Origin of the sequence: Verrucosispora sp. ts21, assembly GCF_002879555.1 — a bacterium.
Classification (GTDB): Bacteria; Actinomycetota; Actinomycetes; order Mycobacteriales; family Micromonosporaceae; genus Micromonospora; species Micromonospora gifhornensis.
Window position 1 is genome coordinate 67854 of the sequence record NZ_PNOZ01000023.1, and the last position, 19860, is coordinate 87713.

Here is a 19860-nt window from a genome sequence, read left to right on the forward strand (position 1 = left end):
CCAGAGGGAAGAGGGTGCCGTGGTCAACGCGCTGCGCGCATACCTGCAGTTCCGGTACGCACCAGGGCGGGCCGGCGTCGGCGATCCGGGCAGCCCCCGCCGTCCACGGCGGGTTGTTCCGTTCGGTCTGCCATGACCGCTTCCGGCGCCGCCCTGCGATCTCCGAACCTCACAAGTCTTACGAGGCGTTCTCAGGTGATGAGCCGTTCCAGCCTGGCAACCACCGATGCGTCGGTGCCCCACACGGCAATAAGGGGCGCATCGGTAAATTTGAGCTCATACCACAACGAGCGATAGAACACTGCAGCGTTATCGCCGACAAACCAGTGGGAGTACCTGCCACCTGCCTCCGACACCTCAGTGAGACCAAGCTCAGAGTCGGCCGCAAGCGAACTCCGCACCGCATCCGCCGCCAGGTTCCGGAAAGACACCTCGCTGACCTGGAATCTTTTACTGAGGGCAAACAGCGCGTCACTCTCGATGACATTGTCAAGACTGTCAAACTCCACCAACCCCCACTGGTCGAAGCCGACTTCCACCTGCCCCTTGTCAGTCAGCGATGCGCCGACATTGGCCTCCATGCTGACTGCGTACAGGATTTCCAGGTCGGTATCGCCCGGTTCAGGATCGAAGGTTGGCGAATAGGTCACCCGACTCCCGTCGAAATAGCCGCTGTCGTAGCTGAGACCGAGATACCGCCGCTGCACGGACCTCAGCAGGACCAGGAAATCCTCATCGACCGTGCCGTAAAGTTCCGCCATCCGCTCCCTGAGCTCCGCGTCCGAAGGGCCCGGATCCTCCACGACCCGGACCGCCTCGGCTGCCAGGAAACGTTGGGCACGCGCAGAGAGCCCTCCCGGGGAATCCAGGACGAACTCGGACTCGGGCTTTCGCCACACCGGCTGCCTCCTCGTCACTTCTTAAACTTCACCCGCTCGACCAGCATGCGCCGTTGTCCGGCGTCAATCCTCTTCGAACGGGAAGTGGTCCTCGAGATCGGTGAAGAAGACTCGAAACATCGGCATCCGCTGCACCTGACCATCATTGACCGAGTAAAAATCCATCTCCTGGCGAAGCAGCCACGGTGGAAGGACCCACAGCCCCGCCGACTCCAGCACCGACCTGACCTGCGCAAGCCACCCCTTCGCCGTCGAGCCGGAATAGACGAAGTCTTGATCACGAAGCAGCCTAGCCGGCGACTTAATCGGCCCGGCGATAATGACAGCATACGGGGCAACGTAGGACAGCCAGACAGTTGCCGCAGTGTCCTGATGCGACAGCAGGACGCATAGTGCCACGTCATCGTGCCATGAGTTGTGCTCGCCATCCAGGACGTTGCAGAACTCACCGACACGCTCGACAAGAGCGACATAGGGACGCCTTTCAATGGCGTTGTTGACCACGGAGAAATGCGCTAAACGCAGGTCACCATAAGTTCGTCCGGCGAACTCATTGAACCCTTCAGCCGACATGATCATCCAGCCGCGACCGGCTTCCCCACAGATAGTAGGAAGGAATCCCGCCCTGCAGGCCTAGTCGGTACAGCCCGACACCACGTACAGGATTCCGGGACGCCAGTAGCGGAAATTGGATTGCCATCGCCTTCCAGAGAAGCTCCCCAACCGTGAGCGTCGCACCTCCCTCGGCAGCCACACGAACGCCGCGCTTATCGCCCCCCTTCGGTCCAAACGGACTCAGATACACCTCCGTCATGCCAGTTTCATCCTGCACCTCGCCGCAACATTCCGCTCGACTGCGTTCGAACTCTCCTGCAGATGGGTGCGAGTCAGTCCACTGCATAACCTCGCAAGCAGCAAGGCAAAATGGAAGGTCGGGTCTATGCACCTGGGCTTCCGTATCAGACAGCGGCATGTCTCGGAGGTAGGCGGCCTTGGCATACACTGTTTCAGTCGAGGTGACATAGTAGTTCACACTCCGCCGCCTCAGCGCGGGCAGTTCACCCAGGGACCACTCGCCAAGCTCCGATTGCCAAGCGTCATACATGATCACATCGTTGTCGTGAACCAATATTCGCTTGGGATCCTGGTCGCCTGACCACCTGAAGGCAACTCCGGCCTTCGCCCAGTCTCGCTGCATTTTTTTGATCATACTCGATCAGCACGACCAAGTGAACACGCCCTGCCCTCACTGCCGGCGGTGGGCGGTAAGCGCTGCGATCGAGGACCTCACCTGAGGCATCGCAAACAGCGACTCCAGAATCTGAGGGTAACTGTAATCCAGCGAAGCCAGGCGACGCAGGTTTTCAAGCGCCATCGCCACCTCGGGCATAAAGGCCGGCGGACGGGTGGGAACGAGAAGCGGCTCCGCCCAAGACGGGGGCAGACCACGATCGACGATGCGAAGGTTCAGGTCGACAGATAAGAGACCATATCGTTCAAGAATTGAACCAGAACCGCGCAACCCCTCGGGCTCAGGTATATCATTCAGCACCAACTGCTGTCGAATCGAAACTGCGGCGAACACGACATGATCGAACGTAATGTCACCACTACCCCTGCGGACAGCTTGCCGACTGGACTCCCCTTCCAGCGTCGATAGCAGACCAGAGCTACGCCCCTCAACCCTGTTTGAAATTACGCGCACAGGCCACATAAGTAAGCGGCTCACCATGTTTATGCGCAGGACTCCGGCACCCTCCAAGGAATCCACCGCCGGCGCCCACGGCAGCTTTCCCCGGAACGGGCTTAGCCGCTCAACCTCCGCCAACAGCTGGTGACGATCGGTCCCACTTCGCACCAGAAGAGCACTCGCGGCAGATCCCTCGTTGACGAGAAGCGCGATCAGCACTTCGCGATCGCCAACCCACGGAAGGCCCTTGTCTACAGACATTGATCGCGCATCAGCCAAGACCTGCACGACCCCTGCCGTCCACGCCGGCATCACGACATCCGACCGCCCAACTCGGAAGTCCAACACCTCGCGCGCAACCTCGCGGAGGATGGCATGTGCCGCATAAACAGAAAGGGGACGCACATTTCCAGGTTCACTTCTTCTGTCGACCTCCCGCTCCCCTGACAGCGGATCATCCCTTATGACCGCCCCGAGTAGGGGTAATTCACTCCCCATCCTTCGACAGTATTCAAGCAGCAGGTCAACTGATCCGACAGACGTCCTCCCCTCATGCATCGCCCTCTTGAGAGCTGGCGCAATAATCGCCTCGACTGTCCACGATGAGTAGTCGACCATCTCCACGCGAGGTCCTCCCAGCAATGTTCTTTTCTCGCTATTTCACGCCAGTCAGCGCCAAAAAGGGTAGCCTCGTAGCTATACGGCCAGCAACTCTGAAACCATCCGCAACTCCGTGGCACGCCATTCAGCTGGATCCCATTCCAGATTGTCCGACACTATTATCTCCGCAAGTTCATCGACCGGACCGACGCCCCCCACTGTTCGAATCGCCTCGGCGACTACGTTCACCGCATTCTGCGCCGGAGCTTCGACATCGCCCAGAATTGGAGCCAGCAAGAGCAGAGCGCCTGCCCGTTCGGCGGCGTCAGGGAACCGGCGGGCAATGCCATTAATCTCAGGCCAGGACAACCCCGGCCCCAGGCTTCCACCGCCAATCGTAGCGATATTGACGCAGTGCGCGCCGGGCGCGGGGCAGAGCAGATAGTCGACGGCGAAGTCGTCCTGCATGTTCCGGTACACCACGGCCATCTTGGCGTCGCCCTTGAGGCCGACCTCAAATACCGGCCACGCTGCCGGATCAGTAAGAACGTCCTGCATTCTTCGGATTACTTCAGGGCCGACGCCCCACACTGCGGAAAGCAGCTCCTCGTCATCGATGCACTGGCCCTGGAAGTACGCAGGCAGAAGCCGATACGCCCAACCAGTCGCGCGCCGTCGAATACGATTGCATTCCAGTCGAGGTCTTCCGGAAGCTCCTCCTCGTAGCCCGACAAGTTCACTTCTTACTCCCTGTATCGTGCCCGGCTCGTTGCCCCACTCTCACCGCTTGGGGAGAGTGCGGATCCACGGCGAAGGGGACCAGCGAAGTCGGGCAGTAGGCACGGGAAGGTGATCACCTCAGCCCTGCCGCAGGTCCGCTATGGGCGCCCAGGGCGGTCGGCGGACTTCTACCAGCTCAGGTGCGGCCTGGTTCACCACTGCCGTAGTCAGCCAAAAACCGTCACCGCAGAAGCATTCCCCGGGATCCGCTGTGTGCTGCAGCGCGTGTTCCAACGCACCGGCGTACGCCTCCATCACTTGAGCCTTGGTGTCCCCGTCCGCACGATTGACCTCCGCCCACAGGTGGACCAGAACCTCCAGACGCTTCGCCGCGAAGTCCTCCAACAACAGCAACAGCGACGGGGACCTCGCCAGGTCGAGGCGATGCAGGTCGACCAGGTAGGCGTCCCAGCCGGCCTCGATTTCCGACCTTGACTCCGCAAGAATCCGTTCGCCGACGTCATCGTCACGGACCCGCCACGCCCGACACTCCTGGATGGCCTGGATTACGTAGTAGACCGACTCCCGGTCCACACAGAGCCCCTGCCGCAAGACCCGCACCAGGATGTTCGCGACGAACGGCGAGACCTCACCCAACACACCCTGATTCGCTGCAGCGCAGTACAGCCCTCCAGCAGCTTCCTCACGAATCTCAGGCGTGGCTCCGCGCACCAGTTCGGTGATCCGCTTGGGTACCGTGTCAGGAACTCCATAGTTCTCCGCACGGCCCAGATTCGTCCATGGAACCGACGCCAGCATCACAGCGAGGGCAGCGTCAAAACCCATCTCTTCCCCGTCGACGTTCTTCACTGGATAAAAAGATCATCAACCAGCGGCTGTTTCTGTGATCAGCTGGGGTCCCGCCCGGCCCCCAGGGGACCCCTACCCCACCGGCCACGCCAACGGCACCCACCGATCCTGGTCATCAACATCACCGGCGACCAGGCCGGGGGATGCTCATCCATCCCGATTGCACTGGTCGCAACCTTGGTCAGCCAAACTGTTCTGGTATCGAATCCACAGGTACTCAATCCATGGGTTAGCACCGTCGGCTGGCGGCGAATTCACTGCCCACATGGGTGCCGTCTCCACCAAGTGAAGCAGTGTCCAGGAAAGCCCGAAACAGTTATCTTTTCCAAAACATTCAGCGAGGATCTGGGCCTCGGCATCAGAGACCGGACCCTGAATCTCGAGCAGCAACCGTTGACACTCCTCCAGCCTCTCGTCCGCCCCCTCGGATTCATCATCCTCTGAAGGCAGCGGCGCGACTCGACGGAACGCCAAGACCTCTTCTCTAACCAACCAGTCCCCACCCCTCTGCCACCTACTGTCCGGTCAAGCTGGCCCAAGAATGCCGTATTCAACTTCCTCAAATATGCATGCCCACCAGGAGTCTTCATCCACGAAGGCGCTCCCGTCGAGCTTCCTCAACTCCTTTTTGAGCTTACGGCCAAGCCTCATCCCGGCGTCCTCATCTACGGCATCCAGGGAAACGAACGAGTCCCAACGCTTCACGAAGAACAGAAAGGCATCCAGCGACGAATTGACGAAACGCAGATGGTTATCCTCCGCATCGTGGAGCACCACCGAGCCGACAGCCGAAAGTAGGTACGGGCTTCCGCCGATCGAGTCACTGAGACCCAACAGACGGTAGTCAGCGCCGTTGGCGTTCCGGAAGTCGAGGAGAAGTTCCTCGTTGGTGATAAACATGCCATCGACCGGGACCGGGAGACTGGAGGCACGCAACTGCGCGAGGATCAACGGTGGCGTCCCAGCAAGCCGCTCGCTCGCAAGCCTCTGAGCCACCTGCCCCAGCGACACCCGAGACGGTCCTGACAACGCGCCTTCAAATGACCCCACCACGTAGTCCCTACCTCGTCGCCCCGTCCGGCTCTGCCGAGCGGCCTGACCTCCCGCACCGAACGGACCGGGTAGCGAACATAACCCACCCGCCCTGCCACCGGTGCCCCGCCGACACCGTTCATCGGTGCCGCAGGCAGAGGCCAGTCACCGCGTCAACGCAACACACGCCGCACTGCGGCCCGGGTCGACTCGGCGTCGAGTAGCGCCTGGCAGCGCAACTCCGACACCTCGTCGGCAGAGAGGATCGCCGAACGGCGCAACTCCTGCAGGACCCGCTCCTGGACGCCGAGTTCTCGGTCGTAGTTGTCGTCCTCGCCGAGGTCCTGCTCGAAGCCGTCCATCATGTGCAGGGCGCACTTGATCGTGTTGGTAACCCCGTCCCGATCGCCTTCGACCGTGTCAAGCGCGTAGTCCAGTAGGAAGACTGCCTGCTCGGCGAAGAACCGCTCGTCGTCGGCCTCCTGTCTCGCGCGCACCTCCTTGAACTTGTTGAGCCGCGCGCGGCGGGCCGGAATCGCCGTGGCCTCCGCGCCCGCCGCCACGGCCCAGAGGAACCCAACGGTCTCGGCGAAGAACTCATGGTCTGCCCGCCGGCGGCGGATCAGATCCGTGAAGGCCGGCGCCCCGCGCTGCACCGTGGCGGCAACAAATGCCACCCGCTGCCGTGCAGACAAGCCGGACAACTCCTTGGCAGCGGATGCCCAATCGTCGACCACCCACACAGCCTATAGGGAGTCGCTCGATGGCCCCTGCGGAAGACGGGCCCACGGATGGTGATCCCGGAGAAGGAGAATCAGCCGTTGGGCCTACGTGCAGAGAAATGTATGCAGCGCTTCGGCCGGGGTGCGCGCGACAACCTTCGGATAAAGCGAGCCCAAGCTCGTCAGCACCAGACCCTCACTCCCTATGAACACGTTGTCACCACGTTCCATTCACCGAGAGGGCAAAAACGCTGCCCATAACGCTTCGGCCATTCATCGAAGGGTGCCGTCAGATACCCCTGAACGTCGGTCGGATCGATCAAGATGCTATTCGAGCGGTCAAGGTTGACCAGCTCAAGCCCGCCGAGAGACCTCCACATCGACACGGCAAGGTCATGCAAGACGAACCCGTCCCGCACGATCTCTTCGATCCAGTGGTCGACACCGATGCCTCGATCTGGATTCCACCCGCAGCGTCTCAACTCTGCCCGCACACACGGGCTGGCGCCGTCCAGCCAAGCCGGAAACCCCACCGTTGGATACCTCCAGTCATCAGGTAGACATGGCGCGACAGGGGAAGAGGGTGCCGCGGTCAACGCGCTGCGCGCATACCTGCGACTCCGGTACGCACCAGGGTGGGCCGGCGGGTCGTTGGACCGGCACGCTCGCTTCGACGTCATGTCAGGCCGAGGCGGTCGGCGGCCAGGTCGCGGACGGCTGAGGGATCGACGCCCAGATCGGCGAGCAACTGCCGGCCGCCGGGATCTGCGTCGGTGACGATGGCGTACACGAGGTGAGCGTTTCCCGCCGGCATCCGTGCGCCGAGGGTACTCAGTTCCCGGGCCCGCTCGGCGATCCGGGCAGCCACCGCCGTCCATGGCGGGTTGTTCCGTTCGGTCTGCCATGACCGCTTCCGGCGCGGCCCTGCGATCTCCGAACCGCACACCATCTCTGCTGCCCGCAGGTAGGCGTCCTGCCGAACTGCGCCGAAACGGCCGAGCAGGACCTCGTTCGCGGCGTCGGACGGCGAGGCGGGCCGCATCTCCCCGGCCTGCATCTCCTCCTCGAACACGAGCGCCCCCATAATCAGATGCGCTGGTGAGGTGCGGTCGTGCCCAAGCCGGACGGTCTCGGCGACCGCCTCCAACTCCAGCCAGGCCAATGCCGGGGTGGTCTGCGCGAACCGCCGGGCCACCGAGGCAGCCAGGAGCCGCTTCAGCCGGCCAGTTCTCCCGCCAGGTTCCTGGACGAGGACCCCGATCTCCCGTAACGGTCCGGCGAGCCCCGGCCGGGGCGGCTCCCGGTCGCCCTTCGGCCACAGTTGAGCCACCACGTCATCCAGTTGACCCGGCACGATCCGGTCGCGCGCAAGGTACTCGTCGGCGCGCCGACCCGGGTCTTCCAACAGTGCCTCCAACAGATGGTGGCTGCCCACGTACGCTGCTCGACGCCGCACCGCGAGATGAGCCGCGAGCCGTACCACCGCCACCGCAGCCGCGTCCCAGCCGACCGCCTCGGCGAACCGGTCGCGCGCCGGACCGGGCCAACCAAAGGACCGCCAGTACGCTTCCCGCATTGCCCGAACAACCTCAAGCGTCGACTCCACCGACAATTCGACGTCGTCAGCGGGGTCAGACGACTTCTCGCCACCCTGCGGCTGCGGATGCGACCGAAGCGGGATCACCGTTCGCAGCGGCGGGTAGCGCCCCAGCAGGCCGAAGAGCACGTCGTCGACGCCGATGCTCGTCTTCTTCAGCCGCGCCGCCTCACGCCCTGCCCGACGAAGCACCGAGTAGGCTCCGCCACCGATCCTGATGGGCATGGCCACCTCCGCTCCTCGGTGCTACATCCTCGCGCAGCGTCCGGGCAGCAGCGAATCGCCGAGCTGCTCACCCGGCGTGCACTCCCCGGCGCTCATCGGCACATCCTGTCGTCGTCGCGATGCCGAGGTTGCCATACCCGCTCGTCGGGCGCTGCCCGGTGAGATAGAGCCCGACGACGCGCACGATCGCGTCACGATCTCCGGTGACGTGCACGCCACCGGTGCGTTCGGCGTCGGCGAGCGGCAGCCCCCCGAACAGGACGTCGCTCCACACTGTCGAGTCGGCGGTCACCGTCGCCACCGGCTGCCGGGCAAATCCGACCTGGATGGTGAGGGTCCGGTCGACGGCGGTCAAGTGGTACCGGTGTACCGGTGGTCGGACCGGCGGGCGTCGAACAGGTGAAGGGCGATCGGCGGCAGGTCGGCGAGCACGGGCGGCGCCATGGTGCGCATGGCGAGGACTGTCGCGTCGGGAGTCATGCCACCGCAGGTGTACGGGTCCGGGCCGGTCGCATACCACTGTCCCAACGCCACGAGGACCGTCTCCAGACCCTGGCCCCACCTGGTGGCGGCGTACGCCCGGGTGTGGGGTTGCTCGGTGAACGTGACCTGCTCAGGCCGGGCTGCCAGGGCAACCAGCGGAAACGAACGGCACGGCAGCTTGCCTGACCGGTTTGTGCCCGTTCTACTGGCCGCATGGTTCGGATCGCCGTGTGCACTTGCGCGCTGCTGCTGGCCCTGGCCGGTTGCGCCGGGGACCATTCGCGTCCGCTGACCGCCGAGACGTCGACTGTCCGAGGGCCCGCCAGCCCTACCAGCGCGGGAGGCAGCCTCCTGACAGGGGAAGGCTTCCAGACGCTGGTCGCGGCCACCGAAGTGCACCTCCTCGCCGCGTTGCGCGGTGAACTTGGGGTCGGCAACGGCGGATGCCTGGTCCTGCGCGACGCCGAGATGCAATCGTACGTGGTGGTCTGGCCCCCGGGCGTCACGCTGCTCACCGACGGCAGAATCGGCGTACGGGTGCCCAAGGTTGGCGCGTTGACGGCGGGCGACCGGATTTCCGCTGGCGGCGGATACAAGGAACTGCCGACCGTCGCACAGCCCTCCGACCTGTATCCGTTGGTCCCGCCCGAATGCAACGATGTGGCGGCGATCGCGTTGTTCGGTAGCGTCGGCAAGAGCGCGTAGGTCGTACTCGTAGCCTCCGACCTTCCCGGTCGCCATCAGGTCAACTGGTGCTTGTGGGAACGATGCCGAGGCTGACCAACCAGGCCCCTTGGTAGACGACGACGGGTTTGCCGGTGCCGTCCCGGCGAGCGATCATGACGACGTCGAGATCTCCTGGCGCTGTCCGGCGGTTGAGCGGACGCAGGGAGATCAGCAGGTGCTCCTGGTCCGGTGTGAGGATCACGTTGGCGACCCGCTGGTCGTGGCCGGCACCGGTGGGAATCTCCACCCTGCCGCCGGAGCTGTCGGTCACCAGCAGCCGATCCACCCGCTCGCGTCCGCTCTCGGCGAGAAGGGTGTGCAGCACCGCGCCGTCACCGAGGGTCTCTCGGGGGAAGGTTCCAGGCGGGGCGCTGGTGACCGTACCGTCGGGGCTGAGGGTGAGGGTCTGCTTGCCCGGCTCGAACCACAGCGCCGACAACGCGGCTGCGCCGGTCGGCGGGAATTCGTGCCGCCACACCGTCACCTCCGAGGCCTCCGGTGTGTTCGGGTGGGAGGTCGCGGTCGCGGTGGAGAGTCGTACCGACCAGGCGCGGCTGGGCCGGGGCATCCGTTGGCCGGTGTCCGGATCGGCCTCCAGCTCGACGACCAGGGCGTGGTCGCCGGAAACTGTCGCGGTGACGGTGCCGGTCACCGGCGGCAGCTCCGCCGGCCGGTCGGGCTGCTCGGTGCCGTCGCCGACCACCGGCGTGACCGCGCCCGATTTCAGGTCGAGTACGGAGAGTCGGCCCTCGCCGGAACGGGTGTCCACCACGATGGCGCGCCGCCCGTCCGGGGCGAAGGCGACCTCGCCGACCGGGGAGAGCAGGTCACGTACCTTCCCCTTCGGGGTGACCAGGCTGATCCGGCGGGTGCCGGGAACGGTCTGGCGGAGCAGGGCGAACCCGCCGCTGGTGAAGACCCCGGGGAACTCCGCCCCGCGGTCCGCCCCGCTGACCGTCACGGTGGGCCGGGACTGGCCGGTCCTGGTGTCCGCGATGACGAGCTGCCGAGGGTCCTGGCTGGTGAGCGCGGCGAGGTAGCGGCCGTCGGGTGTGGCGGCGATCGGCTTCGACGGCAGTTCGACGGCCGGGCTCGCCGCCCCGGACGAGAGGTCGATCCCGCCGTACCGGCCGCCCTGCCGGTCCTCCCAGATCACCCCGCCCCGGTCGGCGATCTCGCAGAAGGCCTCGGCCGCCGGTAGCCCGACCCTGCCGTCGCCGGTCACGGTGAGACAACGGAATGTCGTAATCGACAGCGTGGCATCGACGCTGAAGGTGCGGTCGGCGTACCCAAGATCGGGCAGCGTGACGTCGCGCAGGCTGCCGTCGACGAGTACGGCGTCACGGCGATCCTCACCGAGCCCTCGCGCGACGGTCGGGAAACGGGGATCATCGCCGAGGGCGACCTGGGTGTGTCGCCGGGCGGGCGTCAGGCCGGCGAGGTCATCGCCGAACCGTTCCAGCGCGAGCAGCCCGGTCGCGTCGTCGGTCAGGGGAACCGCAAGCACCGCCGGACCGAGCCCACGCACCTCGGCCGGCACCTGCATCACTCGGGTGGGCAGATCGTCCTGTTCCGTTTCGGTGCAGCTCGTGGCTGTGGTCAGCACCAGCAGTGCAAGCACAATCGACGCAGCCTGGCGGATAACAGTCATCCGGGCATTGTGATCGCCTTCGGCAAGCCGCTGCTGCGGGGCGGGGCGCCGAGAGTTCATGCCCGATACCGACCTGTCGCCCGGTATATGGCCGTTTGCGGGGGGCTCCGATCGGTCGACGGCGGAATGATGCCCGGCCACGGGTCGTTGTACATGGCATACCGCGAGGGCTTCCCCCGCCACGCGGTCTCCCGGAACCCCTGGAATGTGGGGCCGCCCGGGATCGTTACATCCCTCGGACGCCCGAGCACCTCGCCGGGCGTTCCTCTTTCCCCCCGCAGCACGGCACGCCCGAACCGGGCTGATTCCTGCTGCGTACCCCCGAACGGAAGGTGTGACTCAATCATGCGTACCACCCTCCTGCGTAAGACCGCCCTGACCTTCGCCGCTGCCGCCGCCACCGCCGGTGGCATCGCCGGCCCCGCCGTCGCCGCCCACGCCGCCCCCGCTGGCGTGCAGGCCGACCGCAAGCCCAGCGACGAGCGCCAGCTCGACGTGCGCTACGAAGCCCAGCCCAACTTCTACTTCTGCGGCCCCGCCGCCGCCCGCAACGCCCTGTCCGTGCAGGGCAAGAACATCGACGTGTACGACATGGCCGAGCGCATGGGCACCACCGAGAACGGCACCGACTCCATCAACGACATCACGCCGGTGCTGAACAAGGAGACCGGTAAGGACGTCTACAAGTCGGTGGAGATCCGTGACGCCAAGGCCGCCGAGAAGCAGACCGACAAGCTGCGCGAGGACGTCGTGCGTACCGTCGATGACGGCCGTGCCGTGGTCGCCAACATCGCCGGCACCGCTACCGACACCGACGGCGTCGTCCACAGCTTCGAGGGCGGGCACTACGTCAGCGTCACCGGTTACGACGACGAGGGCAAGACGGTGACCATCGCCGACTCCGCCAACCCCGCCCAGGCCTCCTACCAGATGGACATCAAGACCCTGGCCAACTGGATCGCCACCCGCGGTTACAGCGCCGCCAGCTGACGATCCGACAACTGAACACCCGAAGGGCCGGCCCCCAGGTGGGGTCGGCCCTTCGGTCTGCCACACACCGGTCGCCGCGGGTGTGCGATTCTCGCGGGATGAGCGACGTGATCTTCCGTGCGGCGATCCGGGCCGACCTGCCCGCCGTACTCGACCTGCTCGCTGACGACATGCTGGGGCGCACCCGGGACGTCGGCGAGGTCGACGCCACCTACGAGAAGGCGTTCGCGGACATCACCGCCGACCCGCGCAACCACCTCGTCGTCGCCGAGGCCGGCGGCGAGGTGGTCGGCTGCATGCAGCTCACCTACATCCCGGGGCTCGGTCGGCACGGTGCCGAACGGCAACTGATCGAGTCGGTACGGGTCCGCTCGGACCGGCGCGGTCAGGGCCTCGGCCGACTCATGATGACCTGGGCGATCGATCAGGCACGGCAGCGTGGCTGCGGCCTGGTGCAGCTCACCACCGACAAGAGCCGCCACGACGCGCACCGCTTCTACCTGGGCCTCGGCTTCGTGGCCAGCCACGAGGGCATGAAGCTCAGCCTCTGACGCCTGTCGGCGGGTCGGCCAGCTGGGGGCGCCCGACCTCGCAGTCGAAGACGCTGGCCCAGAAGCTGGTAAGGACCGAAAGGCTCGAACCGTGGGTCATGGTCCGCGCGGAGTTGCGGATCAGCCAGAAGTCGCCTTCGGGAAAGACCATGGCCCACCCGATCGGCCCGTCGTCCTCGGTCGCCAGGACCAGCAGTGCCGGCTGGCTGGTCACCTCGATCTCGGGCAGGTCCGCCACCTCGACGGACCACAGCCCCTGCTCCCCGCTCACCGGCGGCTACCCCGGTTGCACCGCCGCACGGCGCGACTGGAGCCCCACAGCCCCAACCGCTGTCGTCGAGGCTGGACCTGGATCGCCGTGGATGCGTTCGAGGCGGGCTGACCGCCGTAGGCACCAACCCGATCGGAACCATGTTCCACCACGTCGATCGGTTCGTCCTTCCGCTGAAACCATTTCCACCGAGCCACCCGAACCTCCTCCGACCACGCATCGATATGACACTGACCGCCACGATCGATCAGCGACAGCAGAAAATGCAACGTCTCACGACGAGATTCGTGGAAACGGATTGACGCCGTGCCATTCGGGACTCGATGCTGTTCCAAATGAGACACCGCCCAGTGCCAGGTTGAGACGAGGCGACATGAGCGATGTGGGATCTTCTGTGCCCCGCCGACAACTCGGCAGGCTGCTGCGTCAGGCCAGGGAGGAGGCCGGCATCAGTCTGGAGGCTGCCGCCGAGGCGCTCGAATGGTCGCGCGCCAAGATGTACCGACTGGAGGGCGGACAGACCTCCCTACGCACTCATGACGTGACGCTGATGTGCCAGCACTACGGTGCCTCCGCCGAACTGACCGAGGTCATGGTCAGCCTGGCCCGCGAGAGCAAGAGCCGGGGATGGTGGCACGCCTACGGGGACGCCATCCCCGCATGGTTCGAGCTGTACGTCGGGTTGGAGGCAGCGGCTCACCGGGTGCGCCAGTATGAGCCCACGCTGGTTCCTGGACTGCTCCAGACGGCGGAGTATGCGACGGTCATCTTCAGCGCCAAGGCTGGTCGGAGTCAGGACGAGATAGCGCAAAAGGTCGCGCTACGCATGGAGCGCCAGAAGCTGCTCGCTCGCCGCAACCCCAAGGCACCTGCCTTCGAGGCGATCATCGACGAGGCCGTGATCCGTCGCCCCATCGCCGACATGGACGCCTGGCGCAGCCAACTCGCGCACCTGGTGAACATCGCACAGCGGTCGAACATCTCGGTCCGAGTGTTGCCGCTGGGCGGCGGACCGCACGCGGCATCCGTCGCCGGCTCGTTCATCATTCTGGACTTCCCGGCAAGGGGCACGCGGCCCGCCGAGCCCTCGACGATCTACAGCGAGTCGCTTACCGGGAGTCTCTACCTGGACAAGCCGGCGGAGGTGACAGCGTACGCCGATGCGTGGTCCACCCTTCTGGACCTTTCGTTGGGCGTACGCGAGTCTGAAGACCTGATCGGGACGGTTATCAAGGAGACCTTCGATGAGTGACCTGACCAACGCCCGGTGGCGCAAGAGCAGCCGGAGCGCCGAGGGCGAGTGTGTCGAGGTGGCCGACGATCTTGATGGTGTCGTGGGGGTCCGGGACAGCAAGGACATCGCCGGGCCGCTGCTGTTCTTCGGCCCCACCCAGTGGCGATCGTTCGTCGAGACCATCAAGGCCGACGGCCTCTCGTAGCCCTTCGCTGCAACCCGGGCCACCGAGTCACCCGCACTCCGCAAGATCGCGCTCGATCCCGGATCGAGTGGTCTCGAAGCAACTTGGAAGCCACTCGATCCCGAATCGAGCGTGATCTTGAACGTCCCGCCCGGGGAACAGGGTGGCGGGGCCGGTCAGCGGGGGCGGTCGCGGTCGCGGGAGGGTTGGACCCGCTTGGGTTCGCCGGGCATCTTCGGGTGGTCCGGTGGGTAGGGCAGGTCGCCCTCGCCGGCTGCGGCGTCGCGCTCGGCCCACTCCAGCAGCGGGGTGATGTCCCACCCGGCGTCGTCGATGCCGGCGTGCGGGTCACCCTGCTCGGCCAGCCGCTGCGGGACGGTACGCAGGTCGAAGTCGTCCGGGTCGACGTCGGGTAGCTCGTCCCAGGTGACCGGGGTGGAGACGGTCGCCCGGGCGTTGGCCCGCAGCGAGTACGCGCAGGCGATGGTGCGGTCCCGAGCCATCTGGTTGTAGTCGACAAAGACCCTCTCGCCACGTTCCTCCTTCCACCAGGCGGTGGTGACCAGGTCGGGGCGACGGCGGGTCAGCTCCCGGGCCAGCGCGATGGTGGCCCGGCGCACCTCGACGAAGCTCCAGCGTGGCTGGATGCGCAGGTAGACGTGCACGCCTCGGCCGCCGGAGGTCTTCGGCCAGCCGGGGACGCCCAGCTCGTCGAGGATGGCGCGCAGCTCGCCGGCGGCGGTGGCCGCGTGGGCGAAGTCGGTGCCGGGCTGCGGGTCGAGGTCGACGCGCAGCTCGTCGGGGCGATCGGGCTCGGCGGCGCGCACCGGCCACGGGTGGAACACGACGGTGCCCATCTGCGCCGCCCAGGCCACGTGGGCCAGGTCAGCCGGGCAGAGCTCCGCGGCGGTGCGCCCGCTGGGGAAGGTGATCTCGGTGGTGCGCACCCAGGGTGGTACGCCCCGGGTGGGCACCCGCTTCTGGAAGAACATCTCCCCCTCGATGCCGTCGGGGAAGCGTTGCAGGGTGGTCGGCCGCTCCCGCAGGGCACGCATGATGCCGTCGCCGACGCCCAGGTAGTAGCCGAAGACGTCGGCCTTGGTGAAGCCGCGCTTCGGGAAGATCACCCGGTCCGGGCTGGACAGCCGTACGGTGTGCCCCGCGACCTCGATCTCCTCGGCCGCCGCCTTCGTGCCTGCCATTTCGCGACCATATGCGATGGGTCCGACGTTCGACGTACCGTTGACGGGTGAGTCTTCCCGACAGCGAACTGCCCCGCACCGAGGACGAGTGGCGGGTCCGGCTCAGCCCCGAGGAGTTCCGGGTGCTGCGCGAGCACGGCACGGAGCCGGCGTGGACCGGCGAGTACGTCGACACCAAGACCCCCGGCATGTACCGCTGCCGCGCCTGCGGTGCGGAGTTGTACCCGAGTGACACCAAGTTCGACTCGCACTGCGGGTGGCCGAGCTTCGACGACGCCATCCCGGGTGCGATCAAAGAGATCGAGGACAACTCCCTCGGCATGCGGCGCACCGAGATCCGCTGCGCCCGCTGCGACAGCCACCTGGGGCACGTCTTCCGCGGTGAGGGCTTCACCCCGAAGGACACCCGGCACTGCGTGAACTCGCTCTCCATCCGCCTGGACCCCAGCACCCCCTGAGCCGGTCAGGCCGCTGCCGCAGGCAACAACGCAGGCCAGGCCCGTCGGTCAGGCCGCTGCCGGGTGGGCGGCCAGCATCGCGACCTGGGCGGTACGGGACTGCTCGATGCGTCGGGCGAGGTCGCGTACCCGCTCGTCGGTGCCGGCTGCCAGGTGCGCGCGGGCCAGGTCGGCGGCGCCCTTCTGGTGGGCACCGAGCACCTCGACAAGCACCCGGTCCACCTCGCCGGCCGGGGCGTCGCGCAGCCGGGCCAACTGGTCCGGGCCGGTGCCGTGGCCGGCGTGCTCGTCGGCGCGGGCGCTGCGCCCGGCCTGCGCCAACCAGCCGCGTGCGGTGGCCAGTTCGTCGGCCTCGGTCACCTCGATGGCGGCGATCAGGGTCCGCAGTTCGGGGTCGGCGAGCCGGTCGTGGACCAGCCGGGCGATCTGCAGGGTCTGCTCGGTGTGCCCAGCCATCATCGACAGGAACAGCAGGTCGATGCCGGCCATCCCGGTGGCTGCCGGCGTACCGGATCCGGCGGCTCGCGGTGCGTCGAGAGCGGGTGACGCCGCCGGGCCGGTCGCCGATGCGGTCGCGGCCGGCGGTGCCGGCGCGCCGCCACCGCCGTGCTGCCCACCGCCGCAACCGGTGGCGAACAGCACGGCGGTCAGGGCCAGCACCGCCCGGAGGCGGGCCGGCGGGAGGTGCGGCCGGGACCAACCGCACCTCCCGCTGCTCAGACCAGGCTCCACAGCGCTGGTACGTTCGGCGGCTCCCAACCGGCGATCGCGGTGTGTGCCTGCCGGCAGCGGTACGTCCGACCGCCGTAGGTGACCTGGTCGCCGACGGCGTACGCGCGGCCCGCGGTCCAGGTGCCACCGGCCGGCGGGTTGCTGGTCGGGGCGACGGTCGGGGTGGGCGACGGTGCCGGCGGGGTGCTCGGGCTCGGGCTCGGCGGCGGGTTGCCGCCACCGCCGATCTGCAGGTCGACGCAGGAGTAGAAGGCGTTGGCAGTGTCGGCGATGTTCCAGACGGCCAGCAGCTTCTGGCGACCGGAGTAGCCGGACAGGTTGACGCTGTGCGAGACGGTGGGGCCCGGCTGGCGTCCGCCGCCGCTGAACACGGCGACCCGGGTGTTGCCGATGTAGTACTCCCAGTCGCGGGTGGCGTGCATCGCGGTGTTCACCCAGGTGAAGGTGACAGTGGTGCCGACCGAGGTGGCGGGCCAGCCCCGGTTGTCGTCGTTGAGGACGGCGAAGTGGGAGATGTTGGCGTGGCAGGTGCGCAGCCCCTTGGGGCCTTCCACGCTCTGCGGCTCCCAGCGGATCTGCCCGCAGTCGGGCACCCGGTTCTGGGCGCAGAGCGCCTGCCGGCTGGGCGGTGACGAGACGTAGCCGTGGGCCTGGGCGGGGGCGGCGACGGCCAGGGTGGCGACCATGGCACCCGTCGCAAGCAGCGGGAGAGTGATTCTTCGACGCATGGCGGCGGCTCCTTCGCGGCATGTTGCCTGGTGAGGTGCCACCAACATAATTTAAACAATGTTAACAGTAAAGACCGTTGTCAATAAAAGTGGCCGCGCTCAGAGGACCAGCAGGCCGCCCTGGTCGTCCACTCGGTCGGCAGACTCGTCGTCGAACCACAGCCCACCCGTGGCCAGGTAACGGAAGCGGTGCCGCCCCGGCCCCAGCCGTACGGTCACCGTCCGGGTGCCGTCCCGGCGGGCCACCAGCACGTGTTCACCGGGCTGCCAACCGTTGAAGGACCCGACCACGCTTACCGTCCCCGGTGGGGTGTCTCGGGGAAGGCAGAAGGTGACCCGGGTCTGACTGCCGAAGAGTCGGTTCCGCTTGATCATCATTCCTCCCGGTTCGCGTACTCCACCGAAAGGCGGCGGCCGAGCCGCCGCCGGCCAGGTCACCAGGTACAACGGCCGATCCGCGGCGAGCGACACGCCGCCCCGTCCGGGCGATCGGCTCCCCGTCCGGGCGATCGGCGCCGAATCCGGGCGACCCGGCCGGTCGCGTGCCGCACGCTGGGGGCAACAACCGGGCTATCGAGGGAGATGCGTCGTGGCGACGTGCGAGGTCTGCGGAAACGACTACTGGCTGGCCTTCGAGGTACGCACCGTCAGCGGCGACGTGCACACCTTCGACAGCTTCGAGTGCGCCGCACACAAGTTGGCCCCGATCTGTGAACACTGCCAGGTGAAGATCATCGGGCACGGGGTCGAGGTCTCCGGCCGGTTCTTCTGCTGCGGTCACTGCGCCCGCGCGGTGGAGGCCGAGCAGGGCGCCCAGATCCGTGACACCGTCGGCGCCCGCCCCGCCTGACCGGGCACGCCCCCATCTCGGCTGACCGAGCACGCCCCGACCAGGCACGCTCCCCGTCGCGGCTGACACCCACCCGCGACCGGTGGCCGGTCGACGACGCCCTAGCCTGGGCCGATGCCGAGCACGCAGCTGCGGGTCGCCGGGTTCGCCGACCTGGACGCCCGCACCTTTCACGACCTGGTACGGCTGCGCGTCGACGTGTTCGTGGTCGAGCAGGAGTGCGCGTACCCGGAACTCGACGGCCGCGACGTCGAACCCGGCACCCGACACCTCTGGCTGGCACGCGACGGCGCTGTCCTGGCGTACCTGCGAATCCTGGCCGACCCCGACGGCGTGGCCAGGATCGGTCGGGTGGTGGTGGCGCCGTCGGCGCGCGGCGGCGGTCATGCCGGGCGGCTGCTGACCGCGGCCCTGGCCGAGATCGGCGACCGACCGTGCGTGCTGGAGGCGCAGTCGCATCTGGTCGACTTCTACGCCCGGCACGGGTTCACGGTCAGCGGCCCGGAGTACGTCGAGGACGGCATCCCGCACACCCCCATGCGCCGCGACCCCTGATCCGACCGCGGCGATTGACGGATGGCGATGTTTTGTGCCATTCTTCCGCACGGAGCCAATAACCGCAGTGCCACGCGGACCGGCGCGGGAGAGGCAACTCCCGGGCGTTCGGGCGATGTCGCAATCCGACGACTCCCCCTGGGGGCTCCACGCATGTCCAAAATGCTCAAACCCGCCAGGCTGGCCGGCCTGCTCGCCACCGCGGCAGCCGCCACCCTGCTCGTCTCCACCGCCTTGGTCAACTCCGCCTCAGCACACGGCTCGGTCGTCAACCCCGGCGCCCGCGCCTACAGCTGCTGGGAGCGCTGGGGTGGCGACCACATGAACCCTCGGATGGCCACCGAGGACCCGATGTGTTGGCAGGCCTGGCAGGCCAACCCGCAGGCCATGTGGAACTGGAACGGCCAGTTCCGTGAGGGCGTCGGCGGCAACCACCAGGCCGCCATCCCGGACGGCCAGCTCTGCTCGGGCGGCCGCGCCGAGGGTGGGCGCTACAACGCCCTGGACACCATCGGCGCCTGGCGGACCACCCAGGTCTCCAACAGCTTCCGGTTGAAGTTCTTCGACCAGGCCAGCCACGGGGCCGACTACATCCGGGTGTACGCCACCAAGCAGGGCTTCGACGCGCTGACCAAGCCGCTGGCCTGGTCGGACCTGGAGCTCGTCGGGCAGATCGGCAACACGCCGGCCTCCCAGTGGCAGCGTGAGGTCGACGGCGTCTCCATCGAGATCCCGGTGAACGCGCCGGGCCGCAGCGGCCGGCACATCATCTACACGATCTGGCAGGCCAGCCACTTCGACCAGTCGTACTACCACTGCAGCGACGTGCAGTTCGGTGGCAGCACCAACCCGCCGCCCACCACGCCGCCGCCGACCACTCCCCCGCCCAC

27 protein-coding genes are annotated in these 19860 nt (G+C 67.0%); 9 read left to right on the forward strand and 18 right to left on the reverse strand.

The window, feature by feature from the left end:
• Positions 1 to 191: 191 nt before the first annotated feature.
• The 12 genes from C1A38_RS12660 to C1A38_RS30845 form a co-directional block, all read right to left on the reverse strand.
• Positions 192 to 803, reverse strand: a complete 612-nt coding sequence (locus tag C1A38_RS12660) for a hypothetical protein (protein WP_233196791.1) — start codon at positions 801 to 803, stop codon at positions 192 to 194.
• Positions 804 to 962: 159 nt separating this feature from the next.
• A complete protein-coding gene (locus C1A38_RS12665; protein ID WP_146017532.1) occupies positions 963 to 1478 on the reverse strand; it encodes a hypothetical protein in 516 nt (171 codons plus the stop codon).
• Positions 1462 to 2097: a hypothetical protein gene (locus C1A38_RS30830; protein ID WP_146017533.1), complete on the reverse strand. Its 636-nt coding sequence runs from the start codon at positions 2095 to 2097 to the stop codon at positions 1462 to 1464. Before C1A38_RS30830 ends, C1A38_RS12665 begins: the two co-directional genes overlap by 17 nt.
• Positions 2098 to 2145: 48 nt before the next feature.
• On the reverse strand, positions 2146 to 3213 hold the full coding sequence (locus C1A38_RS30835; RefSeq protein WP_146017534.1) for a hypothetical protein: 1068 nt from the start codon (positions 3211 to 3213) through the stop codon (positions 2146 to 2148).
• A 72-nt stretch (positions 3214 to 3285) separates the two neighbouring features.
• On the reverse strand, positions 3286 to 3747 hold the full coding sequence (locus C1A38_RS12670) for a hypothetical protein (RefSeq protein WP_102658022.1): 462 nt from the start codon (positions 3745 to 3747) through the stop codon (positions 3286 to 3288).
• 300 nt (positions 3748 to 4047) lie between these two features.
• Complete coding sequence (locus C1A38_RS12675) at positions 4048 to 4779, reverse strand: hypothetical protein (RefSeq protein WP_146017535.1); 732 nt, start codon at positions 4777 to 4779, stop codon at positions 4048 to 4050.
• A gap of 525 nt (positions 4780 to 5304) precedes the next feature.
• On the reverse strand, positions 5305 to 5790 hold the full coding sequence (locus C1A38_RS12680; protein WP_102658024.1) for an SUKH-4 family immunity protein: 486 nt from the start codon (positions 5788 to 5790) through the stop codon (positions 5305 to 5307).
• A 194-nt stretch (positions 5791 to 5984) separates the two neighbouring features.
• Positions 5985 to 6548, reverse strand: a complete 564-nt coding sequence (locus C1A38_RS12685; RefSeq protein ID WP_146017536.1) for a hypothetical protein — start codon at positions 6546 to 6548, stop codon at positions 5985 to 5987.
• Positions 6549 to 6736: 188 nt separating this feature from the next.
• Positions 6737 to 7213, reverse strand: a complete 477-nt coding sequence (locus C1A38_RS32395; RefSeq protein WP_146017537.1) for an SUKH-3 domain-containing protein — start codon at positions 7211 to 7213, stop codon at positions 6737 to 6739.
• Positions 7210 to 8355 (reverse strand): Clp protease N-terminal domain-containing protein, encoded by a 1146-nt coding sequence (locus C1A38_RS30840; RefSeq protein WP_146017541.1) that lies wholly within the window; start codon positions 8353 to 8355, stop codon positions 7210 to 7212. Before C1A38_RS30840 ends, C1A38_RS32395 begins: the two co-directional genes overlap by 4 nt.
• A 67-nt stretch (positions 8356 to 8422) precedes the next feature.
• Positions 8423 to 8710 carry a hypothetical protein gene (locus C1A38_RS12695; RefSeq protein ID WP_102658026.1) on the reverse strand — a complete coding sequence of 96 codons (288 nt, stop codon included), beginning with the start codon at positions 8708 to 8710 and terminating at the stop codon, positions 8423 to 8425.
• A complete protein-coding gene (locus tag C1A38_RS30845) occupies positions 8707 to 8889 on the reverse strand; it encodes a hypothetical protein (RefSeq protein ID WP_146017538.1) in 183 nt (60 codons plus the stop codon). Before C1A38_RS30845 ends, C1A38_RS12695 begins: the two co-directional genes overlap by 4 nt.
• Before the next feature lie 162 nt (positions 8890 to 9051).
• Here C1A38_RS30845 and C1A38_RS30850 point away from each other — a divergent pair, with 162 nt between their 5' ends.
• Complete coding sequence (locus C1A38_RS30850) at positions 9052 to 9543, forward strand: hypothetical protein (protein WP_146017539.1); 492 nt, start codon at positions 9052 to 9054, stop codon at positions 9541 to 9543.
• Between the two features lie 40 nt (positions 9544 to 9583).
• On the opposite strand, the gene C1A38_RS12710 is transcribed toward C1A38_RS30850, so the two are convergent.
• Positions 9584 to 11215 carry a TolB family protein gene (locus C1A38_RS12710; protein ID WP_146017540.1) on the reverse strand — a complete coding sequence of 544 codons (1632 nt, stop codon included), beginning with the start codon at positions 11213 to 11215 and terminating at the stop codon, positions 9584 to 9586.
• Positions 11216 to 11560: 345 nt separating this feature from the next.
• Between C1A38_RS12710 and C1A38_RS12715 the strand changes: the two genes are divergently transcribed.
• Together C1A38_RS12715 and C1A38_RS12720 are read left to right on the forward strand one after the other, a co-directional pair.
• Positions 11561 to 12205 (forward strand): C39 family peptidase, encoded by a 645-nt coding sequence (locus C1A38_RS12715; protein ID WP_102658030.1) that lies wholly within the window; start codon positions 11561 to 11563, stop codon positions 12203 to 12205.
• A 98-nt stretch (positions 12206 to 12303) separates the two neighbouring features.
• Entirely contained in the window at positions 12304 to 12756 is a 453-nt protein-coding gene (locus C1A38_RS12720) for a GNAT family N-acetyltransferase (protein WP_102658031.1), read from the forward strand.
• Here the strand turns inward: C1A38_RS12720 and C1A38_RS12725 are convergent.
• On the reverse strand, positions 12746 to 13027 hold the full coding sequence (locus tag C1A38_RS12725; protein ID WP_102658032.1) for a hypothetical protein: 282 nt from the start codon (positions 13025 to 13027) through the stop codon (positions 12746 to 12748). The two genes, C1A38_RS12720 and C1A38_RS12725, sit on opposite strands and share 11 nt — an antisense overlap.
• Before the next feature lie 373 nt (positions 13028 to 13400).
• Here C1A38_RS12725 and C1A38_RS12730 point away from each other — a divergent pair, with 373 nt between their 5' ends.
• Both C1A38_RS12730 and C1A38_RS12735 read left to right on the forward strand, forming a co-directional pair.
• The gene (locus C1A38_RS12730) at positions 13401 to 14279 is read left to right on the forward strand and encodes a helix-turn-helix domain-containing protein (RefSeq protein ID WP_102658033.1); all 879 of its coding nucleotides are present in this window, start codon (positions 13401 to 13403) and stop codon (positions 14277 to 14279) included.
• A complete protein-coding gene (locus C1A38_RS12735) occupies positions 14272 to 14466 on the forward strand; it encodes a DUF397 domain-containing protein (RefSeq protein ID WP_102658034.1) in 195 nt (64 codons plus the stop codon). Before C1A38_RS12730 ends, C1A38_RS12735 begins: the two co-directional genes overlap by 8 nt.
• Positions 14467 to 14621: 155 nt before the next feature.
• On the opposite strand, the gene ligD is transcribed toward C1A38_RS12735, so the two are convergent.
• A complete protein-coding gene (gene ligD / locus C1A38_RS12740) occupies positions 14622 to 15647 on the reverse strand; it encodes a non-homologous end-joining DNA ligase (RefSeq protein WP_102658035.1) in 1026 nt (341 codons plus the stop codon).
• A gap of 47 nt (positions 15648 to 15694) precedes the next feature.
• On the opposite strand from ligD, the gene msrB reads away from it, so the two are divergent.
• A complete protein-coding gene (gene msrB / locus C1A38_RS12745) occupies positions 15695 to 16105 on the forward strand; it encodes a peptide-methionine (R)-S-oxide reductase MsrB (RefSeq protein WP_013732337.1) in 411 nt (136 codons plus the stop codon).
• 48 nt (positions 16106 to 16153) lie between these two features.
• On the opposite strand, the gene C1A38_RS12750 is transcribed toward msrB, so the two are convergent.
• The 3 genes from C1A38_RS12750 to C1A38_RS12760 all read right to left on the reverse strand — a co-directional run bounded on the left by C1A38_RS12750 (position 16154) and on the right by C1A38_RS12760 (position 17940).
• Positions 16154 to 16765, reverse strand: coding sequence for a DUF305 domain-containing protein (locus C1A38_RS12750; RefSeq protein ID WP_102658036.1), 612 nt, complete (start codon positions 16763 to 16765; stop codon positions 16154 to 16156).
• Positions 16766 to 16821: 56 nt separating this feature from the next.
• Complete coding sequence (locus C1A38_RS12755) at positions 16822 to 17565, reverse strand: lytic polysaccharide monooxygenase (protein WP_102658037.1); 744 nt, start codon at positions 17563 to 17565, stop codon at positions 16822 to 16824.
• A 99-nt stretch (positions 17566 to 17664) separates the two neighbouring features.
• The gene (locus C1A38_RS12760; protein ID WP_102658052.1) at positions 17665 to 17940 is read right to left on the reverse strand and encodes an isoamylase early set domain-containing protein; all 276 of its coding nucleotides are present in this window, start codon (positions 17938 to 17940) and stop codon (positions 17665 to 17667) included.
• A gap of 214 nt (positions 17941 to 18154) precedes the next feature.
• Here C1A38_RS12760 and C1A38_RS12765 point away from each other — a divergent pair, with 214 nt between their 5' ends.
• The 3 genes from C1A38_RS12765 to C1A38_RS12775 all read left to right on the forward strand — a co-directional run.
• A complete protein-coding gene (locus tag C1A38_RS12765) occupies positions 18155 to 18415 on the forward strand; it encodes a metallothionein (protein ID WP_013732333.1) in 261 nt (86 codons plus the stop codon).
• 114 nt (positions 18416 to 18529) lie between these two features.
• Entirely contained in the window at positions 18530 to 18970 is a 441-nt protein-coding gene (locus C1A38_RS12770) for a GNAT family N-acetyltransferase (protein WP_102658038.1), read from the forward strand.
• A 162-nt stretch (positions 18971 to 19132) separates the two neighbouring features.
• A partial coding sequence (locus tag C1A38_RS12775; protein ID WP_102658039.1) for a lytic polysaccharide monooxygenase auxiliary activity family 9 protein occupies positions 19133 to 19860 on the forward strand: 728 nt, incomplete at its 3' end.